The sequence below is a fragment of the Pseudomonas sp. NPDC088429 genome (assembly GCF_044753305.1).
In the GTDB taxonomy this organism is placed as follows: domain Bacteria; phylum Pseudomonadota; class Gammaproteobacteria; order Pseudomonadales; family Pseudomonadaceae; genus Aquipseudomonas; species Aquipseudomonas rustica.
Map to the genome: position 1 here is coordinate 57674 of NZ_JBIVMX010000018.1, position 25022 is coordinate 82695.

Sequence of the window (25022 nt, forward strand, 5' to 3'; positions counted from 1 at the left end):
CACAAACCGCATCATTTCCCCGATTGACGACAATCAACCGGCAGCTCAGTCTGCCGGTTCTGTTTTTTACCGCGCAGGTGAATCGATGCCCTTCTTTACGGTTGACGGACAAGCGCTGCATTACATTGATCAAGGCACCGGCCCGGCGGTACTGCTCGCCGGCAGTTATCTGTGGGATCAGGCCATGTGGGCGCCGCAGATCGCCGCGCTATCGCCACACTATCGGGTGATCGCCCTCGATCTGTGGGGCCACGGCGAGTCAGGCCGGCTACCGGAAGGCACCACCTCCCTCGATGACATCGCCCGGCAGGCGCAGGCCTTGCTCGATCATCTACAGATTGATCAGGTCACTCTCGTCGGATTGTCGGTCGGCGGAATGTGGGGCGCACGTCTCGCGCTGGCGGCGCCGCAGCGGATCAACGGGCTGGTGCTGATGGACACCTACCTCGGCGTCGAACCGGAACCTACCCGCCAGTACTATTTCTCGCTGTTCAAGCAAATCGAAGACACCGGCGAAATCTCCGAGCAACTGCTCGACATCGTCGTACCGATCTTCTTCCGCCCGGGCATCGATCCGCAATCGCCGCTGTATCAGGCATTCCGCGCGAAACTGGCGGCGTACAGCGCAGATCGCCTGCGCGAAAGCATCGTGCCGATGGGGCGAATTACCTTTGGCCGCGAAGATTTGTTGCCGCGTCTGGGCGAATTGAACGCTGCCAGCACGCTGGTGCTGTGCGGCGATCAGGACAAACCACGGCCACCGTCAGAGGCAAAGGAAATGGCCGAGTTGATTGGCTGCCCGTGGGCGCTGGTGCCGGAGGCGGGGCATATCTCCAATCTGGAGAATGCGCAGTTTGTGACGGAGGTGTTGTTTGCCTTTTTGGCTGAGCGCCATTGAAAAGATCGCAGCCTGCGGCAGCTCCTACAGGAAACGCATTCCCCTGTAGGAGCTGCCGCAGGCTGCGATCATTTGATCTTGCTTACTTAGGCCCGAGAATCTGCGCCAATTTGTCCGGTGAAGGCGCACCTTGCTGTTGTTGCAGCTCGCCCTTGGCATCCATGTTGAAAATCGCCGGGGTGGCCTGCAAATCCAGGTCTTCCATCAACTGCATGTTCGCCGCCAGTTTGGTTTGCACGGCTGCGGGAATATCTTTCAAGGCTTTGAGCGAGCTGCCCTTGCCAGCCTTTTCGTGATCTTCCAGGGCTTTGGCCGGGTCTTTTGCGGCCAGCAGTGCAGCGGATTTGCCCGGGCTGTCTTCGCGGATGATCCCGACCATGATGTGACGCAATTGCACCTTGCCGGACTTCACCCAGGGCCGCGCCTGTTCCCAGAACATGTTGCAGTACGGGCAGTTCGGGTCGCTGAACAGATACACGGTACGCGGTGCATCTTTGTTGCCGTCCTGAATCCAGTTGCTCGCCTCGAACTTGGCCCAGACTTCCTTGGCCATTGGCGCATAGACCAGTTTCTGCAACGGTTCGCTGCTCAAGTCCTTGCCGTCGGCGTCGTACATATTGCCGAGAATCACGTGTTTGCCGTCCGCGGTCAGGTACAGCGCCATGCCACGATTCTGGTATTGCGCCGCGTAACCGCGCAAACCGTCGGGGGCATCGAACTGGCCGACGATTTTCGCGCCTTTGGCTTCGATCTGTTTGATCGCGGCCGGCAGTTCTTCAGCAGCCTGCACGGACGGCAGGTGCAACAGGGCAGTGCCCAGAGTCAGCGTCAGCAGGTGGCGGAGGCGGGGCATGGCAGTTTCCTTGCAGAGTTGACCGTCGCTGCGGCCGGATTGGGACTTGAAGGCGCGGTGTCGAAGTTTTCCAGTGCGCGCGCCAGGCTGGCATTGGACAACTCGCCCAAGTGGCTGCCCAGCAGGCGGCCATCAGGGCTATAGAACAGCGTAGTCGGCAAAGCCATGGAGCCCACGGCTTGACCGAGTCGACCGCCGCGATCGAACAACACGTTGTTCAAACTCAGGCCTTGGGTTTCGAGAAACGTCGCGACGCTTTGCATGCTTTCCGCCTGATTGACGAACAGGAAGGTCAGGTCGGGACGTTGTTGCTGAGCGTTTTCCAGCACCGGCATTTCCCGTCGGCACGGCGGGCACCAGGTCGCCCAGAGGTTGATCACCAGCGGGCCACCCTGATAATCGCTGAGTTTGACCGTCTCCCCGGCGGCATTGCGCAGGGCAATGTCCGGCAGGCGCGTGCCCTGTTCGTAAATGTTCAGCGACAGCGTCGCCAACAGCCAGAACACCACGCCACTGGCCACGCCAAAACCCAACGGTCGACGCAAGCCCGGACGACGCCAGCCGCGATACAGCGCTGCCAACAGCAAAACGATCACCCCCGGCCAGGCCAGAAAACCACCATCGCGCAGGTCGATGATTTGCCACGGGTCATTGCGGTAGTGCGACCAGTACATCAGCACAAACGCGATGCGCGCGGCCAACATGCCCAGCAGAAACAGACTGAACAGCGCCGACTCGGGGTTATCACCGCCGCGCTTGGCCACCCGCCAGCCGACAAACGTCGCCAGCGCCAAAGCACTGATCAGCAGCAGGTGGTTAAGCGCGATGGCAAAAGTGCCGAGGGTGAAGGTCAGCATTAATTGGCGTCCCGGGTGGTGGCCCAGCGTTGCAGGAAGGTGTCGGCATCGACTTCGCCGGTGATGCGCTGGCTGCGGCGTTCTTCGCCGTCAGTGCCGATCCAGACGAAACTCGGTGGCCCCGGCACTTTGTAACGGCTGAGCAGTTCGCGGCTGGCAGCGTTGTCGGCGGTGACATCGAGCCTGAGCAGACGCACATCGCTCAGCGCCTGCATCACCTTGTCTTTGCCGAACACCTGTTTCTCCATGACTTTGCACGACACGCACCAGTCGGCGTAGTAATCGAGCAGCACCCACTGGCCCTTGGCTTTCGCAGCATCCAGTTCGCTTTGCAAAGCGACAGGATCCTTGATGGTGGTGAACGCCTCATGACCATTCGGTGCAGCGCTTGCGGTGCGACCGGCACTGTAAACCTGCAGCGGCTGATACGGATCATCACTGCCACCCGCCGCGCCGATCACCAGCAAACTGCCCCACAAACCCAACAGCAGTGCAGCGGCGCCAAACATCTGTGCAACCCGCCCAAAGCCTTCGGATTGTTTCCAGGCGCTGTAAGCGGCGATCAACAGCAGCGCACCGCACAGGCCCAGCCACAACGACGGATCCAGCACCGGACGCAGCATCAGCAACGCGGTAGCAAGAAAGAGGAAACCGAACACGCCTTTGAGCAGGTTCATCCACGCACCCGGTTTTGGCAGGAAGCGATTGCCGACAGTCACCAGCAGCAACAGCGGTACGCCAATACCAATTCCCAGCGAGAACAGAATCAAACCGCCGTGCAACGCATTGCCACTCTGCGCGATATACAGCAGCGCACCGGCCAGCGGCGCGGTCATGCACGGGCCGACCAGCAAACCGGACAACGCACCGAGCACACCGGCACCGATCAGGCTGCCACCGCTGCGGCTGCGCGAAGCGTGTTCGAGGCGATCACGCAGCGCCACCGGCAATTGCAGTTCAAAGAAGCCGAACATCGGCAATGCCAGCACCACAAAGATCGCGGCAAAAGTGCCGAGCAGCCAGGGGTTCTGCAGCCACGCTTGCAGGTTGGCGCCGAGCAGCGCGGCAATCACGCCCATCGCGGCATACACCAGCGCCATGCAAATCACATAACTGCCGGCCAGCGCAAAACCACGACGCGGAGTGGCGCCGCTGCCGACGACCATACCCGCCAGAATTGGCAACATCGGCAACGTGCAAGGGGTGAAGGCCAGCAACAGACCAAGGCCGAAGAACACCAGCAAACTCCAGCCCAGCGCCCGTTGTTGCAGGCTGCTGGCCAAGGCTTGATCCGGCGCTTCGGTGCTGGCAGCGACGGCGGCTTTGCCCCCCAGATCAATCACGCGGGTTTGCGGCGGATAGCACAGACCGGCATCGGCGCAGCCCTGATAGCTGACTTTGATCTGGCCGCTGGCCGAGGCGGGGATTTTCACCTCCAGGCCTTGGCGGTAAACCGGTTGCTCACCGAAAAACTCATCGCTGTGGGATTCACCTGTTGGCAGCGCTGGTTGTTGTTCGGCGGTCAGCCCATCGAATTTCAGGCGTTTCTGATACAGGTAGTAGCCGTCGGTGATTTGCCAGAACAGCTGGGTTTCACCGGATTCCAGGCGTTCGGAGGTGAGGACGAACGCCTTGTCGACCGGCAAAAATTCCGGTTTTGATTCGAAAGGATTATTCCCGGCCTGGGCCAGGCTCGAAATCAGCAGTGCAAACAAAAGAAAAAAATGACGCATGGAGGAGCCTTGTCCCTGTGCAAGTGTGGCGAACAATGGGGGCTAGAGATTAACCGATGATTAACCTCGCCCGGTAACCCGCTGACCTGCCAGGCGCTTCGTTTGGCCTGTTCAGTCGCGCAATAGCCCCGGCCAATTGCCGTCGTTGACGTCGATCGGCCCCTCGAGCAATCGATGCGTCCAAAGATTGCACCTGAGGTACTGGTTTCCCGTTAGAAAAACATAGTAATAACTGTCCGCCAGTGACCGGTCGTTTTGCACCGCGGTAATGATCCTGTGTTGATAACGGCTCAGTTCAGGCCAAATATCTTTGATGTTTTTATGGTGGACGGTATTAACGCCGTTAGTGAGGTTGATAAGAACGCAAGTCCCATCATTAAGCAGGAACTCAAAGGCGCGCGGCTGGTGCGCGCTTTCTCTCCAGGTACCGGCGATAATACGATTGAAGTAGGGTTCCAAAAGAAACCAAGGCGATTTGGACAGAGGCATGAAACTGTTAGCCTTGTCCGTGTCCTGATCGTATTTACACACCATGGGTTGCTCGCCGTCGTGGTAGAAAAGCCACAAGATATCGGAGTCAAACCCCAGATACTCCGGGGTTTCAAAGCCAGTGGTGGTGAATCCGAAACGCAGATCCTGCGCGTGGGGGTGGAAGTCATGCCAGTTGATGGCGTTGGGCGTAGTGGGATGTCCATCAATAACCCGGTTGTCCTCGATGTCGAAGCGGGAGTAAGTGTTGGTGTCTTTGAAGAAGAAGTAGATTTTGTCTTTGCCTGCGCGCCAGTCTACCGCTACGAAGTTTTTTAGTTGGGGCATGATTGTTTCCGAATCTGAAGTTGTTGATAGGTTAAGTTGCTTTTATCGACAATAATCCAATCATCGTTAAAAGCGCGGTGGTGTGTTATTCGGATTGTTGCTACGGCAGATTCAGCCATCCAGTTTTAATCAACAGCCTGATAATAAGGTGCAATCAAACAGGGGATTCCGAGCCGTTTTTGCCGCCGCGCTTCTCCCCAGCGATAGTGCTTGCCATAATTGCCACTTAATCTTTCTCTGTTCGAATCGCCTTTTTTGCTCACGGAGCTCCCATGCACGTACTGGTTTGCGAAGACGATGAGCTGATCGCCAGCGGGATCGTTGCCGGTCTCACGGCTCAGGGGCTGACCGTTGAGCACGTCAACACCGCGTCGAAGGCGCGGGCGATGCTCAAGGTCGCGGAATTTGACGTGATGGTGCTCGATCTCGGCCTGCCCGACGAAGATGGCCTCAAGTTGCTGCAACAATTGCGGCAAAGCGGCCTGGAGATTCCGGTGCTGATTCTGACCGCGCGCGACTCAGTCACTGATCGCGTCGATGGCTTGCAGGCCGGCGCCGACGATTACCTGCTCAAGCCGTTCGATCTGCGCGAACTGTTCGCGCGTCTGCAAACCCTGTTGCGCCGCGTCGCCGGTCGCAGCGTCAATCTGATCGAGCACGGCGCATTGACCTACGACCCGAGCAGCCGCGAAACCATGCTCGCGGGGCAACCGGTGGATTTGTCGCGACGCGAGCAATCACTGCTGCAAGCGCTGTTGCACAATCGCGGCCGGGTGCTTTCCACCGAACAGTTGAAAGACAGCGTCTACGGTTTCAACGACGAGTTGGAAAGCAACGCGCTCAACGTGCACATTCACCACCTGCGCAGCAAACTCGGCAAAGGCATCGTCGAAACCGTGCGCGGTCTGGGCTATCGCCTGGGCCCGGCGGATGGCGGAGATCAAGGCAAGTGATGAGTCTGCGACTGCGTCTGAGCCTGACCCTCGGCGCCGCGTTCGCGCTGATCTGGGCGCTGGCCGCGGCCTGGATGCTCAGCGACCTGCGCAACCAGATGATGTTTTCCCTCGACCAGCGCCTGGTGGCGTCGGCGCGCATGGTCGCCGGGTTGCTGGAACAATTGCCGGCACTGCCGAGCAAAGGCGAGGGCACTCACTTCAGCGCGGAACAACTGAACATTCCCGGCGGCATGGCGTGTCAGGTCAGTTCGTTGCGCGGGGAAATTCTTGCCCGCAGCCACAACAATCCTGAGCAAGCGCTGGAAGCCGAAAAAATGGGCTTCCACGATCAGATGATCGACGGCGCGCCGTGGCGCAGTTTCACCCTCGCGCGCGGCGATGTGCGCATCACCACGGCGGATCGGCAGATTGAGCGCGAGGCGCTGAACATGTCGATTCTGCTCGCCGCTTCGGTGCCTGTGGGTGTGGCGTTGCTTGGCTGCTTGTGTCTGCTGTGGCTGGGCATCGGTCAAGGATTGGCACCGCTCAATCGACTGCGCGAAGCGTTGATGCGGCGTAATGCCGACTCGCTGGAACCGTTGCAGTTGCAGTCATTTCCCAGCGAATTGAAGCCGCTGCTGGATACCCAGAATCAGTTGTTCCAGCGCATCGGTAAAACCATCGAGCGCGAACGCCGTCTGACCGGTGATGCGGCCCATGAGCTGCGCAGTCCGCTGACGGCAATCAAGACTCACCTGCAAGTCGCGCGCATGACTGAAGGCAGCGCCCGCGATCAGTCGTTGGCAAGGGCTGAGGAGGGCGCTGATCGTCTGCATCGCACCCTTGAACAATTGCTGTTGCTGGCGCGGGTCGAGGGCAGTCTGTCCTTCGACGACGGCTCGCAGTGCAGCGCCGAGCAAGTCGCCCGACTGGCGATTCAAGACGCTACCGGCGGTGAACGGCTGCGCATCAAGTTGCAACTGCCTGCTCAACTGTCCGAGGCGCCGCTGCAAATGCCGGCAGTGCTGTCGATTGCCGCGCTGCGCAATCTGCTCGATAACGCGCTGCGGCATACGCCGGAAGATTGTGCGGTCGAGGTGAGCCTAGAAACCATCGGCAACCGCGTGCGCTTCATCGTGCGCGACCATGGGCCGGGCATTGCGCCAGATGATTTGCAGCATCTGACCCAGCGTTTCTGGCGCAACGGGCAGAGTACCGGTTGCGGTCTCGGACTGGCGATTGTTCAGGCGATCGTCCAGCGCTGTGATTGCGCCCTGCATTTCGACAGCCGTCCGGATGGCTTGCGCGTTGAATTGAGCATGCCGCTGCAACCCCTCTGACCTGACGCCCCTGTAGGAGCTGCCGAAGGCTGCGATCTTTTGATGTTGTTTTTCAAGATCAAAAGATCGCAGCCTTCGGCAGCTCCTACAGGGGTTACTCATTAAATGTAACTTCTTGGCGGTCGCTATCCGGGGGTGTGAGGGTTAAGGTCAGCCCCAGCTTTATCTCAATGGATTGAGGGATCTGCGCCATGGAAGCACCCATCTGTATTCGCGCGGCCACGCTGGCCGACGCCGGTATCATCAGCCGCATCATCGAACGCTCCATCCGTATCGGCTGTGCACTTGATCATCGCAACGACCCCCGACGGGTCAGCGAATGGATTTTTCGGCAATCAGCCGAAGACATCAGCCTCTGGCTCGCCAACCCGCAGCTGTATCTGAATATCGCCCTGCTCGATGACAAACCGGTCGGCGTCGGCATGGCCGCAGCCAATGGCGATATCACGTTCTGTTACGTGCAACCGGAGTGCTTTCGACGCGGTGCAGGCAGGGCGCTGATGACCGATCTCGAAGGCTGGCTACGCATTCGCGGCGCGATCCACATTCAACTCAACAGCACCCGCACCGGTGAGTCGTTTTATCACCATCTGGGCTACCGCGAATCGGCGCCAGCCCTTAACGACAAGGGCCTGCAGACACAGCCCATGAGCAAGCCGTTGGCAGACTCCAGCTGACAACTCGATCAAGGGTCTAAATCCTCGACACGCTGAAGCGTTTCCAGAACAGGAAAACCTGCAAGTGCGCCCCGCGACCGGAACGCGCACCTGCCCGGTGTGCTGTTTTGGTCACTATCCATAGCGTATTGAGGGTCGAGAGATGTCAGTCGCCACCAGCCTTATTGAAGAGTCGTCGGCCCGAGTCACCTCGGTGCCGGCGGAAACGCTGTACCAGTTCAACGAGTCGCCGCTGCTCGCGCGTCAGGCGCAACAGGAATCCAATGCTCGCAGCTATCCGCGGCGCATTCCGCTGGCGCTCAAACGTGCCAAAGGTCTGTACGTCGAAGACGTTGAAGGGCGCACGTTCATCGACTGCCTGGCCGGTGCCGGCACGCTTGCATTGGGGCATAACCACCCGGTGGTGATCGAAGCGATCCAGCAAGTGCTGGCCGATGAATTGCCGCTGCACACGCTGGACCTGACCACGCCGGTCAAGGATCAATTTGTTCAGGATCTGTTTGCTTTGCTGCCAGCGGCTTTGGCAGCAGAAGCGAAAATCCAGTTCTGCGGCCCCACCGGCACCGATGCCGTGGAAGCCGCATTGAAACTGGTGCGCACGGCCACCGGACGCAGCACCGTGCTGTCGTTTTCCGGCGGTTATCACGGCATGAGCCAGGGCGCGTTGAGCCTGATGGGCAGTCTGGGGCCGAAGAAACCGTTGGGCGCGTTACTCAGCAACGGCGTGCAGTTCATGCCGTTCCCGTACGACTACCGTTGCCCGTTCGGCCTCGGTGGCGCGGCGGGTGTGAAGGCCAACCTGAGCTATCTGGACAACCTGCTCAACGACCCCGAAGCCGGCGTGCAACTGCCCGCAGCGGTGATCGTCGAAGCAGTGCAGGGCGAGGGTGGGGTGATTCCAGCCGATATCGAGTGGCTGCGCGGTTTGCGCCGGATCACCGAGAAGGCCGGCGTCGCATTGATCGTCGACGAGATTCAAAGCGGATTCGCCCGCACCGGCAAGATGTTTGCGTTCGAACACGCTGGCATCGTGCCAGACGTGGTGGTGCTGTCCAAAGCCATCGGCGGCAGCCTGCCGCTGGCGGTGGTGGTCTATCGCGACTGGCTCGACACCTGGCAGCCGGGCGCGCACGCCGGCACCTTCCGTGGCAATCAAATGGCGATGGCCGCCGGGTCGGCGGTGATGCGTTATCTGGTCGAACACAAGGTTTGCGAACATGCCGCCGCCATGGGCGAACGCTTGAGCGAGCATCTGCGCATTTTGCAGCGCGACTTCCCGCAACTCGGTGATATTCGCGGTCGCGGTCTGATGCTCGGGGTTGAACTGGTCGACCCGAACGGTGCGGCGGATGCGCTCGGCCATCCGCCGGCCTTCGCCCGTCTGGCGCCGCTGGTACAGCGTGAATGCCTCAAGCGCGGGTTGATTCTGGAGCTCGGTGGTCGGCATGGCGCCGTGGTGCGTTTTCTGCCGCCGCTGGTGATTACTGCGGCGGAGATCGACCGTGTCGCCGAGATCTTCGGCCGCGCGTTGGCCGCTGCCACCACCGCTGTGTAAATTTTTCGCCGCGCCGAACGTTCTTTCTTTATACCCGGCTGCACCCGTTGTGCAGCCCACCCTTACAACGATGGAGAACCAGCATGACGTCAGTATTCGACCGCGAGGACATCCTCTTTCAGGTCGTGGTCAACCACGAAGAGCAGTACTCGATCTGGCCGGACTACAAGGCCGTGCCGGAAGGCTGGCGCACCGTGGGCAAGAGCGGCCTGAAAAAGGAATGCCTGGCCTACATCGAGGAAGTCTGGACTGACATGCGTCCGCTGAGCTTGCGGCAGAAGATGGAAGCGCAGGTCGCGGCGCAGTAAGTCATCAGGCAAAAACAAACCCGCTGAACCGGTGACGGTTAGCGGGTTTTTTTATGTCCTTAAAAGATCGCAGCCTTCGGCAGCTCCTACATTGGTAAGCGTAAATCCTGTAGGAACTGCCGAAGGCTGCGATCTTTTGATCTTCAGCCCTTCAATCCTTTAAGCACCAAATCCACATTCCCCTCCAGCTCCGCCACCGGATCCGCCGCATCGGTACTCAACACCACCAACCGACTTCCCGAGGCCGCCACCGCCGCTTTCACCGCATCGGAAGGCTGACGATGATGCAGCACCACCGCGACGTCATTGTCCCTGAGTGTCGCCGTCAGTTTCTGCAGATCCTCAGCCGTCCACTCCGCATCCGGCCGTGGATCCTGGCCGACCAACTCCAGATTGAGGCTGCCAATCAAATAGCCAAAGTGATCACTCAAACTCATCACACTCAGATTATCCGCGCTGGCCAACTTCGCCTCGCTGTCGGCACTGAGTTTGAGCAAACGCTGTTTCAACGCCGCCAGATTCGCCTCTATTTTCGGCTTGGCGCTCGGTGCCAGACGCACCAGATCCGCCGCCATCACGTCGGCCATGCGCCCCATGTTGTTGCTCGCCAGCCACGGCTGACTGTTCAAACCGTCCACCTTCAGATCCGGTTGCACAGCGATGCCGGGCAGGGCGCCGTCCACCGGGCGCGCGGCGTCGACTTCAACGATACGGATATTGCTGCGCCGAGAAATCGGGTACAGCGGATCATCGGCCCACAGCGAGCGCACGCCGATCACCGCGTCGGCGTCGGTCGCCAGTTTGCTCAGCGCCGGCGCGCCGCGTCCGGTGAAGTAAGCGGTCTGGCGACTGCCCGGCAGATTCGCCGGCGCCGCGCGTTCGAGCTTGACGTCAGTGCCTTTGAGCAACACTTCGCCCAAGCCGTAAGTGATCGGCAACGAGGCCAGCACGTGCAGCGGCTTGGTGCTTTCAGCGGCGAACACAGGTGTGCTGACCACGCCGCACAGGGCCATGGCCAAGGTCAATTTGCGCATTGAAAAAGTCATTTATCCAAGATTCCCTTTCAGACTCGGGACGACACCGCGCGCGATGGCGGCGAGGGCGAAGGCGATGCCGGCAACCAGAATGATCGCGGCGCCGGACGGAATCGGCAGATCGAAAACGATCGGCGCGAGAATCCCGCACAAGGTGCTCACAGTAGCGATCAACACTGAACACCAGAAAAAGCCCTTGAGCGACTGGCTAAGCAAGCGTGCCGCAGCGGCGGGAATCACCAGCAGCGCACCGACCAGAATCGCGCCGATAACCTTCACCGCTGCCACAGTGATCAAGGTCACCAGAATCACAAACAGATAGTCCAGTGTCTTCACCGCGACGCCGCGCACCGCCGCCAGTTGCGGGTTGAAGCTGGCGAGCATGATGCGGTTGTACAGTGGCAGTGCCAGCGCCATGACCAGCGAGCCGACGATGGCCAGCACCGCCAGGTCATTGCCATTGACGGTCAACACCGAACCGAACAGCACGTTCTCCAGAATGTGCACGTTGATCTTGCCGGCGAGAATCAGCAGCAGGCTCGCACCCAAGGCCAGCGACACCGAGAGGAATACGCCGATCAAGGTATCTGGCGCCAGACCGGTGCGGTTGCGCAGGTAATTGAGCAGGATGCCGAACAACAGGCAGTAACCGAACAGACTGCCGTATGGCCCGGTGTAGGGTTCGCCAAGCAGAATGCCAATGGCCACGCCGGTCAGCGCGGCGTGACCGACTGCTTCGGAGAAAAACGCGAAGCGCTTGACCACCACCAGCGTGCCGAGGCCGCCGAGCACCGGACCGATCAACAGGCCGGCGAGCAGCGCATTGACGACAAAACCGTAGGCCAGCGCTTCCGGCAGATAACCGGACGAGGCCCAGCCTTGAACCATCAAACGAAAGGCTTCGTAACTCATCAGCTCGCGCTCCGTGGATGGGTCGAAAACAGTGTCAGCAGACGCTCCGGGGTCAACGCCTCGCGAGGTGTGGCGTCGAACAGCACGCGACGATTGAGGCCGGTGACGCGATCGGCCAGACGGCCGACGGCTTCCAGATCATGTTCGATCCACAACACCGTGATGCCGGCCGCGCGCCAATCGCCGAGCAGGCGTTCGAACACCTGAATCCCGGCTTCGTCGAGAGCTGACATCGGCTCATCGAGCACCAGCAATTTCGGCGCCGGAATCAAACCCTGTGCGAGCAAAACCCGCTGCCGCTCACCGCCGGACAGCGCGCCCATGCGCCGCTTGCGTTTGTCCTGCATGCCGACGCGTTCCAGCGCATCGCCGATGGCGCCGGCGTAGTGTTTGCTCAAACCAAGAAACGCCGGGCGACGCTGGCACATCGCGGCCATGAAATCGTCGACGGTCATCGGCAGGCCGCGATCGAATTCCAGCGCTTGCGGCACATAACCGATGGTGCCGGGCTCGCCGGGCCATTGCAGGCTGAGCTGGCCCTGATGCGGCATCTGCCCGAGCAGGGTTTTGATCAACGAACTCTTGCCGCCACCGTTGGGGCCGACCAATGCGTGTACGTTGCCGGGCTGCACCTGAAAACTGACCTTGTCGAGAATCGTCGTCCGCCCCAGCGTCAGACAAACCTCCGCAAAATCCAAAGTCGGCCCGCAGACCTGTGGGAGCGAGCTTGCTCGCGAAAGCGGTGTGTCATCCAGCGAAGGTATTGACTGAGCGGACGCCTTCGCGAGCAGGCTCGCTCCCACAGGGGATCCGGGCTCATTCGAAATTGATTCTTTTGAAGTCATGCCCCCGACTCCTGAATCGCCCGCACCACGGTGTTGAGGTTGCCGGTCATTTCCTTTTCGTACTTGTCGGCGGTGTATTCGCCGTAGGAGATGTGCGACAGCGGGTACAGCTTCACCCCGGATTCACGCTGAATGGTATCGACGTAACTCGACGGGAAATCCATCTCCGAGAAGATCACTTTCACGTCCAGTTCGCGCAGTTGATCGATGGTCTTCTTCAACTGGCTCGGGCTCGGCTCGATGCCGTGCGCCGGCTCAACCACTGCTGTCACTTCCAGACCGAATTCACGCAGCAGGTAGTCGTAAGCCGCGTGCACCGTGGCCACGCGCAGCTCGGCGTTCGGCGCCTCGGTCAGCTTGGCCAACGCGTCGGCGCGCATCTGCCGCAGGCGTTTGCCATAGGCGCGGGCGTTCTGCGTGTAGGTTTTGGCGTTGTCCGGGTCGAGTTTGCCCAGTTCGCGGGCGATGTTGTTGACCTGGGCGATCGAGGCGCTGATCGACAAGAACGTGTGCGGGTTGACCACTTTGCCGGCACCGCGTGCGGCGACCCCGGTGGCGGCCAAAAGCGGCACGTTTTCGTTGGCTTCGATGGTTTTGACGCTCGGCGTTTCGCTGGCGGCGATCATCCGGTCGGCAAAATCATCATGGCCGACACCGTTGAGAACGATCACGTCCAGTCCGCTGATACGCTTGATGTCTTCGGCGCGCGGCTCATAGGCGTGCGGGTTGAAACCGGCCGGAATCAGCGGAACCACTTCGGCTTTGTCGCCGACGATGTTCGCCACATAGCTGTAATACGGGTGCAGGGTGATGCCAATGCGCAGGCGTTTGGCCTGATCGGCGCTGGCCAACGGGCTCAGCAGGCAGGCACAGAGACCGGCTAAAAACAGACGCAACAATGGACGGCGGGACGATGAAATAGACATGGGCAAACGGTCTTCTCTCGGGTGAGGGCGAGGAATCAATGGCGATGTTCGCGGGTAACCCCGGCATCGTATTGCGCGACGATCTGTTTCCAGCCCGACGCGGACAGGGCGGCGTCGGTCAGTTCGGTCGGCACTTTGAGATCGGCATCGCGGTTGAGCCAGATGTCCGGCGCAGCGCTGTGATCGGCGCTCAACAGCATCACGAACGAACCGGCGACGGCGGGTGCCTGGCTGTGGCCGAAATAGGCAGTGTCGGCCAGCAATTGCCAGGCATGACCGCCGCGACTGACCGAACTCGCATCCTGAGCAAACGGCGCGAAACCTTCGTCAGCCAGATTTTTTGGGGTCGGCAAGGTTTGCTGTTCTTCGCGCAGCAGACGGATTTCGTCGAGGGTCACCCGCAGATCGGCATAGATGCCCTGCTCGGAAGCACTGAGATCGCGGCGTGCGTCGAACTGATTGCTGGCGACCGGCTCCGGCTCATGCGACACCCCGCGCCACGCCACCACTGAACCGGCGACTGCCAGAATCAACAGACACAACAGCAGAACATTGAGGGTTTCATGGCCGGCACCGGCCGGGCGGACGACTTGCGTGGTGGGCGTACTCATGGGGCCTCAATATCCGCTTGGTCGATTTCGACGACGTGGCCGGGACCCGCGTCGAACAGCACGTAGAATTCGGCGCCGGGTTTTTTGAAGGTCAGCGTTGAATCGCTGCCAAGCTTGCCCGGCACCAGAATCGTTTCGTCGTAACCGATCACGTCGAGGGTCACGCCGGGGGCGCCGCTGCCGTCGGAAAAACCGCCGGTGCATTTGATCTGGTCGGCGTCGATGGCTTTGCATTCGCACATCGGGTTATGCGCCAGAGCGCTGCCAGTGAAACCGGCGCAGAGCACCAGCAACGCGGCGCTCAGCCGCAGGCGGGAAGGGCGTTGCGAGCGGGTCATGGTTTGGCTCCTTGTTGAGTCAGCCAGGCAATGGTGGCGGGGGAGGCCTGGCTCAGGGGAATCGAGGCCTGATGCATGCTGCCGTCCCAGCCTTCCATGGTGATCCACAGTTCAGCGTCGGCTTTGGTTTTCTCCGGCACCGGCAACTGCGCGCCCATGCGATACGGCGCGCCGAAGAAAATCACCCCGGCGGCACGCAGGCTGCGCGGTTTGCCGATGCGCAGATAAGTGGCTTTGACTTTGTCGATGCAAGCATCACAAAGCGCGGCGTTGAAGCCTTTCATGTAGCCGGCCGGGCCTTCCAGACGTGGCGCCTCGTTGCGCAATTCGGCGAGGCGCAGGCTCCACGGGCCGACTGCGATTTCGCCGACTTCGCGTTCACCGAGGCCGGCATCGCCGCGAAACAGCGCGACATCGGCGAAGTATTTCGGCATGAAACCCAGCGGTATCAGCAGCAACAGCACGTTGATGTGGAAACGCCATTTGTGCCAGAACACGCTCAAGCGCGACGGTTGCGGCAAAGCTGCGGACTTGCTCATGGGTTGACCTCCGACGTTTCCCGGCGCATCGCCGGTTGCGCCTGCACGCGGTTTTTCTTCGATTCACGCTTGAGAGCATTGGCCGTGGCCAGCGCCGTGCGTTTGGTCCAGATCAACAAACCGCTGAGCACCATCATGCTCAGCAGCAGGCCGAAGAAGAACCAGATCAACTTGATCCACAACCCGCCGAAGTCACCGGTGTGCAGCGGGCGCATGGATTCGGTGACGAATTCCAGCGACGTGCGGTCGCTCAACAAACGTGAAGTGGCCAACTCACCGCTGTAAGGATCGAGCGTCGCGGTCTGGAACATCAACGGATACCAGCCGCGACCGCCGACGTTGAGGTGGGTATAGGCGTTGGCCGGCAGGCTGACAAAGCTGACTTCGAGGCCGGGGATTTTCTCTTGGGCGATTTCAATGGCGCGATCCAGACTGATGCGCGGCGGCGGGCTGCCGTCGGCCGAGATCGGCACCGCTTCACGGGACATCGCCGGAATGATCGGTTCGCTGGAGATGGAAATGTGGTTGTCGAACAGCAGCGCCTGAATCAGAAACCAGGTGCCGGTGATCGAGATCACGGCGATAAACCAGATCGACCAGATGCCACTGAGGCGGTGGAAATCGCCCCAGAAAATTCGCGCGCCGTGGCGAAAGCGCAGGGTCGGACTAAAGAATCCTTTCCAGAAGCGTTTATAAACCACCAGCCCGGTGACCAGCGAAGCCAGCAACGGCAGACCGAGGAACGACACCAGGTACCAGCCCCAACTGAAACCGTTGGTGAACGGCACCAGCCACCAGCCATGCAGGGCGCGGGTAAAGGCCTGGAAGTTGAAGTCGGGCGCGACTCCCTGAATCACCCCGGTATACGGGTTGACGTAAACGGTCTGCTCGCGGCCATCCGGGTAGCTGACCTGCACGTCCAGGGCAAAATGCGACTCATCCGGGCGGCTGATGCTCTCGACCACGGTGCGTGGTTCGGCTTTTTTGATCGCCGCGAGTACCTGGTCGTAGCTGAGCAGCGGCGCGTCGTCGGTCGGTTGGCTGGCGCGCATTTGCGGGTTGGCCAGCCAGACGATTTCCTGGCTGACCACCGCCAGCGTGCCGGTGACACAGACGATCAGCACAAAGAACCAGATCGGTAACGCCAGCCAGCTATGAACGAGGAACCACAGTTTGGAGCGGGATTTCTTCGACATGATTGCGCGTCTTGATTTCGATGGAAGGGCGCGGTACCACGGGCTTCGCAGCACAGCAGTCCCCGAACGACCGGTCGTGGCTTTTGCCTACGCGAACGGCCTGCATCTCTATAAGACGAATGAGCGACGCAAATCCCGAAAGGCGATATGAAAGCAAATGTTTCGCAATTCCCCGATCATCCAGTTCCCCTGTGGGAGCGAGCCTGCTCGCGAAGGCGACGGGTCAGTCACTTCATTCTGTGCTGAGCCACCGCTTTCGCGAGCAGGCTCGCTCCCACAGGGGATTTGTGGTGGGCAGGGGGATTGAACACGATTCATGATCTGCGCGATCACTGTCTGGCAATTGATGGGCGGCAGCGCCTGCCTATGATGGCAATCACTTGGATTGCTTGAGTGAATGCCCTGATGAGCCCCAGAACCCTTTACGACAAACACATCGATTCCCACACGGTCTGCCCTCTCGACGATCAGGGGCATGTGCTGCTGTATATCGACCGTCAGGTGATCAACGAATACACCAGCCCGCAAGCGTTCAGCGGCTTGCGCGCGGCCGGGCGCGAAGTGTGGCGGCCGGGCACGGCGCTGGCGGTGGTCGATCACGTCAACCCGACCACGCCGGTGCGCATCGCTGCGATGCCCGATGCCGGCGGTGCGCGGCAAGTGTCGTATCTGGCGGAGAACTGCCGGGACTTCGGCATCGAACTGCTGGATATCCTCGACAAGCGCCAAGGCATCGAACACGTGATCGCGCCGGAGCAAGGCTTCATCCTGCCGGGCATGGTCATCGCAGCCGGCGACAGCCACACCACGACCTATGGCGCACTCGGCGCGTTCGGATTCGGCATCGGCACCTCCGAGATCGAGCACTTGCTGGCCTCGCAAACGCTGGTCTACAAACGCCTGAAAAGCCTGCGCGTGACCGTTGATGGCGAGTTGCCGCCGGGCCTGACCTCGAAGGATGTGATCATGGCGCTGATTGGCCAGATCGGCGCGTCCGGGGCCACCGGTTACGCCATCGAATTCTGCGGTTCGACCATTGATGCCTTGAGCGTCGAAGCGCGCATGACCATTTGCAACATGGCCGTCGAGGCCGGTGCGCGCGGGGCCTTTATGGCGCCGGACGAGAAAGTCTTCAGCTACTTGAAAGGCAAACCGCGCGCGCCCCAAGGTGAGCTGTGGGATCGCGGCGTGGAAAAATGGCGCGAATTGCGCAGCGATCCCGGCGCGGTGTTCGATCGCGAAATACACCTCGACGCCAGTGGGCTGGAGCCGATGGTCACTTGGGGCACCAGCCCGGACCAGGCCGCAGCCATCGGCGCGCGGGTGCCGGATCCGCAATCGATCAGCGATCCGATCCTGCGTCAGGACATGCGCCGCGCCCTCAACTATATGGGCCTCGAAGCGGGCATGGCGCTCAGCGACATCGTCATCAGCCACGCGTTTATCGGCTCATGCACCAACGCGCGGATCGAAGATTTGCGGGATGCCGCCAGCGTCGTGCGCGGGCAACGCGTCTCCGAGCACGTGCGCGCGATGATCGTGCCCGGCTCCAGCGAAGTGCGTGCGCAAGCCGAAGCGGAAGGGCTGGCGCAGATTTTTCTCGACGCCGGTTTTGAATGGCGCCAGTCCGGTTGCTCGATGTGCCTGGCGATGAACGATGACGTGCTTGCCCCCGGCGACCGCTGCGCATCCAGCACCAATCGTAATTTCGAGGGCCGCCAGGGCGCCGGAGCGCGCACGCATCTGATGAGCCCGGCAATGGTCGCCGCTGCTGCGATCAGCGGTCGACTCACCGACATCCGCCACTTTGGAGAACGCCCATGAGCCTGCAACCCTTCACTCAAGTCGGCGGTCAGGCCGCGCCGTTTCTGGCGGCCAACGTCGACACCGACGTGATCATGCCGAAACAGTTTCTCAAGGGCATCGATCGCCAAGGGCTGGATCGCGGGGTGTTTTTCGATCTGCGATTTTTGCCGGATGGCAGGCCCAATCCTGATTTCGTGCTCAATCAAGCGGCATGGCGGGGTGCGAGTTTTTTGGTGGTCGGGCCGAATTTTGGCTGCGGTTCCAGTCGTGAGCACGCGGTGTGGGGGTTACAGCAGTTGGGCGTTCGCGCGTTGATCGGCAGCAGTTTTGCCGGGATCTTTTACGACAACTGCCAGCGTAACGGGGTGTTGTTGATCACCCTGGAAGAGGCGCAGGTGCAGCGGATCGGCCAGCTTGTTGGTCAGGCTGAAACGGCGCGGATCAGTATTGATCTGCAAGCGCAGCAGATTGGTTTGGCAGATGGCAGTGTGATCGATTTCCAGATCGATACCCTGCGCAAAACTTCGCTGTTGCTGGGGCTGGATGCGATTGGTAGCACCTTGCAACGCCGCGAACAGATCCACGAGTTCGAACGCCAGCACCTGGCCAGTAATCCCTGGTTGTCCTGACCAAAAAGATCGCAGCCTGCGGCAGCTCCTACATGGAACACATTGCCCTGTAGGAGCTGCCGCAGGCTGCGATCTTTTGATCTTCTAAACAGACAACTCTTTGAAGTGTTCTTGCAAGAATTCCACACACGCCCTCAACTTCCCAGAATTCGCCAACCGTGTCGGGTACACCGCCCAGACATTCGCGCTCTGCCCGTAATCCTCCAGCACCTGCACCAGCAACCCTTGCTCCAGCAACGGTTTCACATCCCACAGTGAACGCAGCAACACCCCACGCCCATCCAGCGCCCATTGCAGAACGATCTCGCCATTGTTCGACGACAACGGCCCGCTGACCCGCACACTTTCCTGCCCGCCCTCGCGATCCAGATTCCAGATGCCGAAGGCGTTGTCGCGTTCCTTGATCACCAGACAGTCGTGTTGCTGCAAGTCCTCCAGCGTCAGCGGCGTGCCACGTCGTTGCAGATAATTCGGCGCCGCGCACAGCACGCGTCGATTGCTCACCAGACGTCGACCGATGTGCTGCCCGGGAATGTCGTCGCCGACGCGGATCTCCAGGTCGAAACCTTCGTTGATGATGTCCACCACCCGATCAAACAGGTCGAGACGAATCTGCAGTTCCGGGTAGCGCTCGGCCAACAACGACACCGCTGGCGCCACGTGATTGCGACCGAAGCCGAAACTGCTGCAGAGGTGCACACGCCCACGCGGGCTGTCGTGGGCGTCGGAAAGTTCGTCGTGCAGTTGCTGGAAGTCATCAAGAATGCGCAACGCCCAGCGCTGCACACGCTCGCCATCCTCGGTCAGCGAGACGCGCCGACTAGTGCGATGCAGCAGGCGTGTGCCAAGGGTGGTTTCGAGAATCTGGATGCGTTTACTGACGTAGGCGGGCGACAGGCCCAACTCATCGGCCGCGGCGGCAAAGCCGTTTTTGCGGATCACCGTGAGCAGCACACGCAGGTCTTCGGGCAGGGGCACGGAGTCTTTGTTCTGGGACATGTCAAAACGCACGCTGGCGGCAGAAGCCGCCAGCATAGCACCGCGATTTACAAGCTCTGTTCAGCGCAGAAAGGCCAGCGCTTCGGCAAGCAACAGTCCGGGGACTTCTTCGGCGATGTAATGGCCGGCGGGCAGGGCCTGGCCGGTGACGTTCGTCGCCACTTGCTGCCATTCCTTGAGCGGATCGAAACAGCGGCCGACGGTGCCTTCGGCGCCCCACAGCACCCGCAGCGGCAAACCCAAATGATGATGGGCGGCGATGTCGGCGCGGTCGTGTTCCAGATCGATGCCGGCGCTGGCGCGGTAATCCTCGCAGATGCCGCGTGCGCTGCCGGGTTGTTGCAGGCAGCGGCGGTATTCGCTGAAGGCTTCGTCGGTGAACGGTTTGAGGCCGGCGCTGCGACTGCCCATCACGCTGCGCAGATAACCTTCCGGGTTGGCTTCGATCAGCGTTTCCGGCAGCGGCGCCGGGCGGATCAGGAAGAACCAGTGCCAGTAGGCGCGGGCGAAGGCTTCGTTGGTTTGGGTGTACATCGCCAGGGTCGGGGCGATGTCCAGCAGCATCATGCGTTGCACGGCGGCGGGGTGGTCGAGGGCGAGGCGATGAGCGACGCGCGCGCCACGGTCGTGGGCGAGGATCGAGAATTGCTCGAAGCCCAGCGCTTTCATTAAGTCGACGTTGTCGCGGGCCATCTCGCGTTTCGAGTAGCTGAGGTGCAACTCGTCAGCGTCGGGGCGACTGCTGTCGCCGTAACCGCGCAGGTCGGCGGCGACCACGGTGAAATGCTCGGCGAGTTGTTCGGCAATCTTGTGCCAGATCACATGGGTCTGCGGATGGCCGTGCAACAGCAACAGGCCCGGCCCGCTGCCGCCGACGCGGCAGGCAATGTCGACGCCGTTGACGTGGCGCTGGTCTTTGAGGAATCCGGCAAACATCGGGCTGATCCTTGTTTAAGGTTTCTTGTGGCCTGCATCCTGAAAGCGTCCGGGGTTTGGGGCAAGGCGCAAAGCGTGATGGGCGGGTTCATGAAGTGTGATTTGTTTGTCAGTACCGGCCCCATCGCGAGCAGGCTCACTCCTACAATTGGAATGCAGTCCCCCTGTAGGAGTGAGCCTGCTCGCGATAGCGCCTATGCAAACACTGCAAAACCTAACCCTGGCTAAACATCTCCATCGCTCTTTGCCTGATCTGCTCCTCAGTCAAATCCTCCTTGCGCGAGGCCAGAAACCACAGATGCCCGTACGGATCCTTCAACGTCCCGCTGCGATCGCCGTAAAACTGATCCTTGACCTCCGACACCGATGTCGCCCCGGCATCCAGCGCTCGCTGAAATGACTTGTCGACATCCGTCACATACAGATGCAAACCAACCGACACCGCTTGATCCGGATTGCTCAACGGCCCTTGATCACACGGCGAACCGAGCATGATCGCGCTGTCACCAATGCGCAGTTCGGCGTGGCCAATGCCGCCGTCGGGCATGGCCAGGCGCATGACTTCAGTGGCACCAAACGCTTTTTTGTAGAACTCGATGGCCTCGGCGGCTTTGTGAATGCCGAGGTACGGGGTGATGCTGTGATACCCCTCGGGAATGGGTTTGACGCTCATGACCTTCTCCCTGATTGTTGTTTTGCGAGGTGAAGAATCACTATAGAACTGTCGGCGCAGTGCAGATTTTTGCCCGACGAGCAGCACCAAAATTGAGCGATGGAAACCAGTCTTTGTGGCGAGGGGATTTATCCCCGTTGGGCTGCGAAGCAGACCCTAAGTCAGTCAATGAGGTATATCTGAAGGAATAGGGATGCAGGTTTTGGGGCTGCTTCGCAGCCCAACGGGGATAAATCCCCTCGCCACAAGGTTTTCCATCAGTCTTTAGGGAAGTGCGGGCCAGGGCCCTGTTCACCGAGCACATCGCCCTGATTGCGCAGCGGGCAGGCTTCCATCGACAGGCAACCACAACCAATACAGCCATTCAACCGATCCCGCAGCAGCATCAACTGCTCGATCCGTTCATCCAGTTCCCGCCGCCACTGCTCGGACAACACCCGCCAATCCGCCGCCGTCGGCGCACGGTCATCCGGCAAAATCTTCAGCGCTTCGCCAATCTCCGCCAACGGAATCCCCAGCCGTTGCGCGACCTTGATCAACGCCACCCGCCGCAGCACCTCACGCGGATAGCGCCGCTGATTGCCGGCATTACGCTGGCTCTTGATCAGTCCCTTCGATTCATAGAAGTGCAGCGCCGTCACCGCCACGCCACTGCGCGCCGCGACTTCGCCAACCGTTAGCTGTTTGTGCACATGTTCTTTGCTGATCATTGAAAACAGCTCTTGACCTTGACTTAACTAGAGGTTTTACCCTGCAGGCCTTCGAGTCGCAAGATTCGCCTTACAGCCAAGTGGGGACTTTCATGCAAGCAGCAGCGAAAAATCGCAGTTTCACCCAGTTGATCGAATTCGAAATCGAACCACGTCAGCAGCCGGCATTGGTCAATGCGCTGTCGGTACAGACTGAACGTCTGGCCCAGCGCTACGCGGGATTTGTCAGTGCCAGCGTGCAGGCCAGCGACGATGGCCGGCGCGTATTGAGTTTTCTGCAATGGCAGACCCGCGAAGCGGGGGAGGCGGCGTTTCGCAGTTTCGAGAGCGGCGAGCAGGACTTTTGGCAGTTGATCCACACGCATCAGGCGAAAACCATCACCTTCAATTCCTTTCAGGTGCTAAGCAGCATCGCCCGCAGTCACGACGATGCCCTGCACTGCAATCTGGTCGGCTAGATCGACAGTTGAAGCAGGCGTTCGCCGTGCAGATTGGCGGGTGCCCGGCGCTTGTTCACTGCCAGTTCGCCGATCTTGATCAACCGTGTGCGCGTGACGTTGCGGCTCAGGCCGAGCAGGGCGGCGGTGTGCACCTGGTTGTAGTGGCAGAAGCGGTAAGCCGCGCGCAGCAATGCGTCTTCGACTTTTTCGTGGAGTGCGCCGGCCTGTTGCGCGAAGAGTTTTTGAAAGGCCTGCTCCAACAACGCTTCCGGTGAGTCGTCGGCGCTGTTGTGATGATCGTCCGGGCGTTCGATGCGCAGATTGGACAGGCGCAAATCATCACGTTCGATCACGCCGTTACGGCAGATCAATAAGGTGTGATGGATGACGTTTTCCAGTTCGCGGATGTTGCCCGGCCAACTGTAGCCGCGCAGTTTGTGCTCGGCGCCGGGGCTGATGCTGACTCGCCCGTAACCGAGGCGCTGGCTGTAGGCCTCGATGAAATGCCGAGTCAGCGGCAGGATGTCGCCAGGGCGATCACGCAATGGACTCAGTTCCAGATTGACCACGTTGAGGCGGTAATACAGATCCTCACGGAAATTGCCGGCATTGATGGCTTTTTCCAGTTGCACGTTGGTCGCGGCCAAAACCCGCACATCGATCGGAATGCTTTTACGCGAACCGAGCCGCACCACTTCGCGCTCCTGCAACACGCGCAACAACTTGACCTGAATCGCCATCGGCAGATCGCCGATCTCATCGAGAAACAAGGTGCCGCCGTCCGCCTCTTCGAACCAGCCAGCCTTGGCGCTCAAGGCGCCGGTGAACGCGCCTTTTTCATGACCAAACAATTCGGCCTCGACCAGCGACTCGGAAAATGCGCCGCAATTGACCGCGATAAACGGCCGATGGCGACGGTTGCTCAGGTTATGAATATGCCGCGCCACCAACTCCTTGCCGGTACCGGTCTCGCCGATGATCAGCACGCTGGCCTCGCTCGGTGCAACCTGTTGCAAATGCGCGAGCAGGGCTTGGGACTTCGGATCTTCGAACACCTGCGCGGTGGCACGGATCGACGTGGCCAGCGCGGGTGAGGGCGGTAAGGTCAGCAGTTGCATGGGCTCGTCCTTCTTTTTAGTTCAAATGCAGACAGGTCAGGAATAGAAAGTCGGCACCGGCAGCGACTGGTTCAGCGCCCAGTCGCCCAGTTCATGGAGTTTGTAATCCAGCGGGTCGTGCAGGGTTTGCGTGCGCAAGTTGCGCCAGTGCCGATCGAGACGCAGCGAGGCGTGGGTCGAGCGCGCGCCGGTGACTTCGAACAGACGGCTGCAAATCTCCAGACCCTGACGGCTGGCCGCGACTTTGGCGGTGGCAATCGCCGTGGCGACATGCCCGCGTTCTTCGGCGCTGAGGTTTGCGCCTTTCGCCCACGCTTCATCCAGCAACGCCGCCGCGCGTTCGACCAATAAACGAATGCCTTCGAGGGCCACCCAGAACTCGCCGAAATGCGCGAGCACGTAAGGGTCTTCACTGACTTCGCGCGCCGAGGATTTGTGCCAGAGCCGGGTTTCCTTGAGGGTGTACTGCCGCGCTTCTTCGAACGCACCTTCGGCAATCCCGAGAAACATATGCGTGAAAGTCAGCTGCGCGATCAGTGGTCGCAAGCAAGCGAACGGCGTGCTCAGCGGGCCCGGATCAAGCAGCAGCTCCGACTCTTCGACACGCACCCGTTCAAATGTCGCGCTGCCGCTGTCGGTCTGACGCTGGCCGATATTGTTCCAGTCGTTGTGCAAAGTGATGCCGCTGCGGCCGCTGGGAATCGCCGCGATCAGCAACTTGCCGCCCGCACTTTCATCGACCGCCGAGGCAATCAGCATCTGCGAATCACTGGCGCCGGAGCAGAAGCTTTTCTTCCCGGAAAACTCACGCCAGCCACCAAGGTTTTTGACCACGGTGCGGGTGTCGAGCGGGTTCAGTGCGTTGCCCCAGAACCAGTTCTGCCGCGCGGTCTGTTCGAACCACGGCTGCCATTGTTCCGGTCGCGAGAACAGGCGCACGGTAGCGAGCATCAGATGATGAAAGCCGAAGACGTGAGCGATAGAGCTGTCGACCTTGGCGAACTCGCGGACGATCTGCAGGGTTTCACTCCAGGTCGCGCCGAGGCCCCCATAACGGGTGGGAATGCTCAGGGCCAGCAGGCCGCTGTCGCGCAGAGCATCGCGCTCGGCTTTCGGCGTGCCACCGCGCTCGTCGCGTTCGACAGCGGTGAGGGCAAACTCGGCAGCCAGTTGGCGGGCGGTTTGCAGCGGGGATAACAGGGTACTTTGCGGTTTGGCGGTCACACCAACACTCCTGAATTCAATCTTCCTGTGTAGGAGCTGCCGCAGGCTGCGATCTTTTGATCCGGTTTTTTAGAAAATCAAAGTCAAAAGATCGCAGCCTGCGGCAGCTCCTAC

At 60.4% G+C, this 25022-nt stretch carries 27 protein-coding genes; 9 read left to right on the top strand and 18 right to left on the bottom strand.

The window, feature by feature from the left end:
- Positions 1–85 precede the first annotated feature (85 nt).
- Positions 86–898: an alpha/beta fold hydrolase gene (locus ACIP66_RS12235; RefSeq protein ID WP_400648347.1), complete on the top strand. Its 813-nt coding sequence runs from the start codon at positions 86–88 to the stop codon at positions 896–898.
- An 82-nt stretch (positions 899–980) separates the two neighbouring features.
- On the opposite strand, the gene dsbG is transcribed toward ACIP66_RS12235, so the two are convergent.
- The 4 genes from dsbG to ACIP66_RS12255 form a co-directional block, all read right to left on the bottom strand.
- A complete protein-coding gene (gene dsbG / locus ACIP66_RS12240; RefSeq protein ID WP_400648349.1) occupies positions 981–1751 on the bottom strand; it encodes a thiol:disulfide interchange protein DsbG in 771 nt (256 codons plus the stop codon).
- Entirely contained in the window at positions 1727–2608 is an 882-nt protein-coding gene (locus ACIP66_RS12245; RefSeq protein ID WP_053122220.1) for a TlpA disulfide reductase family protein, read from the bottom strand. The genes dsbG and ACIP66_RS12245 overlap by 25 nt, the downstream gene beginning before the upstream one ends.
- The gene (dsbD, locus tag ACIP66_RS12250) at positions 2608–4341 is read right to left on the bottom strand and encodes a protein-disulfide reductase DsbD (RefSeq protein ID WP_400648352.1); all 1734 of its coding nucleotides are present in this window, start codon (positions 4339–4341) and stop codon (positions 2608–2610) included. Before dsbD ends, ACIP66_RS12245 begins: the two co-directional genes overlap by 1 nt.
- Positions 4342–4452: 111 nt before the next feature.
- The gene (locus ACIP66_RS12255; RefSeq protein WP_400648355.1) at positions 4453–5157 is read right to left on the bottom strand and encodes a hypothetical protein; all 705 of its coding nucleotides are present in this window, start codon (positions 5155–5157) and stop codon (positions 4453–4455) included.
- A gap of 272 nt (positions 5158–5429) precedes the next feature.
- Here ACIP66_RS12255 and ACIP66_RS12260 point away from each other — a divergent pair, with 272 nt between their 5' ends.
- The 5 genes from ACIP66_RS12260 to ACIP66_RS12280 all read left to right on the top strand — a co-directional run bounded on the left by ACIP66_RS12260 (position 5430) and on the right by ACIP66_RS12280 (position 9972).
- Positions 5430–6110: a response regulator gene (locus ACIP66_RS12260; RefSeq protein ID WP_053122214.1), complete on the top strand. Its 681-nt coding sequence runs from the start codon at positions 5430–5432 to the stop codon at positions 6108–6110.
- Positions 6110–7432 (top strand): ATP-binding protein, encoded by a 1323-nt coding sequence (locus ACIP66_RS12265; RefSeq protein ID WP_400648358.1) that lies wholly within the window; start codon positions 6110–6112, stop codon positions 7430–7432. Before ACIP66_RS12260 ends, ACIP66_RS12265 begins: the two co-directional genes overlap by 1 nt.
- Before the next feature lie 191 nt (positions 7433–7623).
- Complete coding sequence (locus ACIP66_RS12270) at positions 7624–8109, top strand: GNAT family N-acetyltransferase (RefSeq protein WP_400648361.1); 486 nt, start codon at positions 7624–7626, stop codon at positions 8107–8109.
- A 142-nt stretch (positions 8110–8251) separates the two neighbouring features.
- Positions 8252–9664, top strand: a complete 1413-nt coding sequence (locus ACIP66_RS12275; protein ID WP_400648365.1) for an aspartate aminotransferase family protein — start codon at positions 8252–8254, stop codon at positions 9662–9664.
- 83 nt (positions 9665–9747) lie between these two features.
- Positions 9748–9972, top strand: a complete 225-nt coding sequence (locus tag ACIP66_RS12280; protein ID WP_053122206.1) for an MbtH family protein — start codon at positions 9748–9750, stop codon at positions 9970–9972.
- Between the two features lie 143 nt (positions 9973–10115).
- Here ACIP66_RS12280 and ACIP66_RS12285 read toward each other — a convergent pair whose 3' ends face one another.
- From ACIP66_RS12285 to ACIP66_RS12320, 8 genes are read right to left on the bottom strand one after another with little or no spacing between them, the layout of a single operon-like run.
- A complete protein-coding gene (locus ACIP66_RS12285; protein ID WP_400648368.1) occupies positions 10116–11018 on the bottom strand; it encodes a metal ABC transporter substrate-binding protein in 903 nt (300 codons plus the stop codon).
- Entirely contained in the window at positions 11019–11918 is a 900-nt protein-coding gene (locus ACIP66_RS12290) for a metal ABC transporter permease (protein ID WP_007917717.1), read from the bottom strand.
- Complete coding sequence (locus ACIP66_RS12295; RefSeq protein WP_400648372.1) at positions 11918–12763, bottom strand: metal ABC transporter ATP-binding protein; 846 nt, start codon at positions 12761–12763, stop codon at positions 11918–11920. The genes ACIP66_RS12290 and ACIP66_RS12295 overlap by 1 nt, the downstream gene beginning before the upstream one ends.
- Positions 12760–13689, bottom strand: coding sequence for a metal ABC transporter substrate-binding protein (locus ACIP66_RS12300; protein WP_400648375.1), 930 nt, complete (start codon positions 13687–13689; stop codon positions 12760–12762). The genes ACIP66_RS12295 and ACIP66_RS12300 overlap by 4 nt, the downstream gene beginning before the upstream one ends.
- A 35-nt stretch (positions 13690–13724) precedes the next feature.
- Positions 13725–14300 (bottom strand): DUF6162 family protein, encoded by a 576-nt coding sequence (locus ACIP66_RS12305; protein ID WP_212549072.1) that lies wholly within the window; start codon positions 14298–14300, stop codon positions 13725–13727.
- A complete protein-coding gene (locus ACIP66_RS12310) occupies positions 14297–14638 on the bottom strand; it encodes a hypothetical protein (RefSeq protein ID WP_053122197.1) in 342 nt (113 codons plus the stop codon). Before ACIP66_RS12310 ends, ACIP66_RS12305 begins: the two co-directional genes overlap by 4 nt.
- On the bottom strand, positions 14635–15177 hold the full coding sequence (locus ACIP66_RS12315) for a hypothetical protein (protein WP_053122195.1): 543 nt from the start codon (positions 15175–15177) through the stop codon (positions 14635–14637). Before ACIP66_RS12315 ends, ACIP66_RS12310 begins: the two co-directional genes overlap by 4 nt.
- Positions 15174–16373 (bottom strand): PepSY domain-containing protein, encoded by a 1200-nt coding sequence (locus ACIP66_RS12320; RefSeq protein WP_212543671.1) that lies wholly within the window; start codon positions 16371–16373, stop codon positions 15174–15176. The genes ACIP66_RS12315 and ACIP66_RS12320 overlap by 4 nt, the downstream gene beginning before the upstream one ends.
- 405 nt (positions 16374–16778) lie before the next feature.
- Here ACIP66_RS12320 and leuC point away from each other — a divergent pair, with 405 nt between their 5' ends.
- Together leuC and leuD are read left to right on the top strand one after the other, a co-directional pair.
- Complete coding sequence (gene leuC, locus ACIP66_RS12325) at positions 16779–18197, top strand: 3-isopropylmalate dehydratase large subunit (protein ID WP_400648380.1); 1419 nt, start codon at positions 16779–16781, stop codon at positions 18195–18197.
- On the top strand, positions 18194–18808 hold the full coding sequence (gene leuD / locus ACIP66_RS12330; protein WP_400648382.1) for a 3-isopropylmalate dehydratase small subunit: 615 nt from the start codon (positions 18194–18196) through the stop codon (positions 18806–18808). The genes leuC and leuD overlap by 4 nt, the downstream gene beginning before the upstream one ends.
- Before the next feature lie 84 nt (positions 18809–18892).
- Here leuD and ACIP66_RS12335 read toward each other — a convergent pair whose 3' ends face one another.
- The 4 genes from ACIP66_RS12335 to soxR all read right to left on the bottom strand — a co-directional run bounded on the left by ACIP66_RS12335 (position 18893) and on the right by soxR (position 22126).
- Positions 18893–19843: a LysR substrate-binding domain-containing protein gene (locus ACIP66_RS12335; protein WP_400648385.1), complete on the bottom strand. Its 951-nt coding sequence runs from the start codon at positions 19841–19843 to the stop codon at positions 18893–18895.
- Positions 19844–19867: 24 nt separating this feature from the next.
- On the bottom strand, positions 19868–20743 hold the full coding sequence (locus ACIP66_RS12340) for an alpha/beta fold hydrolase (RefSeq protein ID WP_400648388.1): 876 nt from the start codon (positions 20741–20743) through the stop codon (positions 19868–19870).
- 214 nt (positions 20744–20957) lie between these two features.
- On the bottom strand, positions 20958–21416 hold the full coding sequence (locus ACIP66_RS12345; protein WP_400648391.1) for a VOC family protein: 459 nt from the start codon (positions 21414–21416) through the stop codon (positions 20958–20960).
- A 257-nt stretch (positions 21417–21673) separates the two neighbouring features.
- Positions 21674–22126, bottom strand: coding sequence for a redox-sensitive transcriptional activator SoxR (gene soxR, locus ACIP66_RS12350; RefSeq protein ID WP_400648394.1), 453 nt, complete (start codon positions 22124–22126; stop codon positions 21674–21676).
- A gap of 92 nt (positions 22127–22218) precedes the next feature.
- Between soxR and ACIP66_RS12355 the strand changes: the two genes are divergently transcribed.
- A complete protein-coding gene (locus tag ACIP66_RS12355; protein ID WP_400648397.1) occupies positions 22219–22584 on the top strand; it encodes an antibiotic biosynthesis monooxygenase in 366 nt (121 codons plus the stop codon).
- On the opposite strand, the gene ACIP66_RS12360 is transcribed toward ACIP66_RS12355, so the two are convergent.
- Both ACIP66_RS12360 and ACIP66_RS12365 read right to left on the bottom strand, forming a co-directional pair.
- The gene (locus ACIP66_RS12360) at positions 22581–23684 is read right to left on the bottom strand and encodes a sigma-54-dependent Fis family transcriptional regulator (RefSeq protein WP_053122179.1); all 1104 of its coding nucleotides are present in this window, start codon (positions 23682–23684) and stop codon (positions 22581–22583) included. The genes ACIP66_RS12355 and ACIP66_RS12360 overlap by 4 nt on opposite strands.
- A gap of 36 nt (positions 23685–23720) precedes the next feature.
- The gene (locus tag ACIP66_RS12365) at positions 23721–24908 is read right to left on the bottom strand and encodes an acyl-CoA dehydrogenase family protein (RefSeq protein ID WP_400648400.1); all 1188 of its coding nucleotides are present in this window, start codon (positions 24906–24908) and stop codon (positions 23721–23723) included.
- Positions 24909–25022 lie beyond the last annotated feature (114 nt).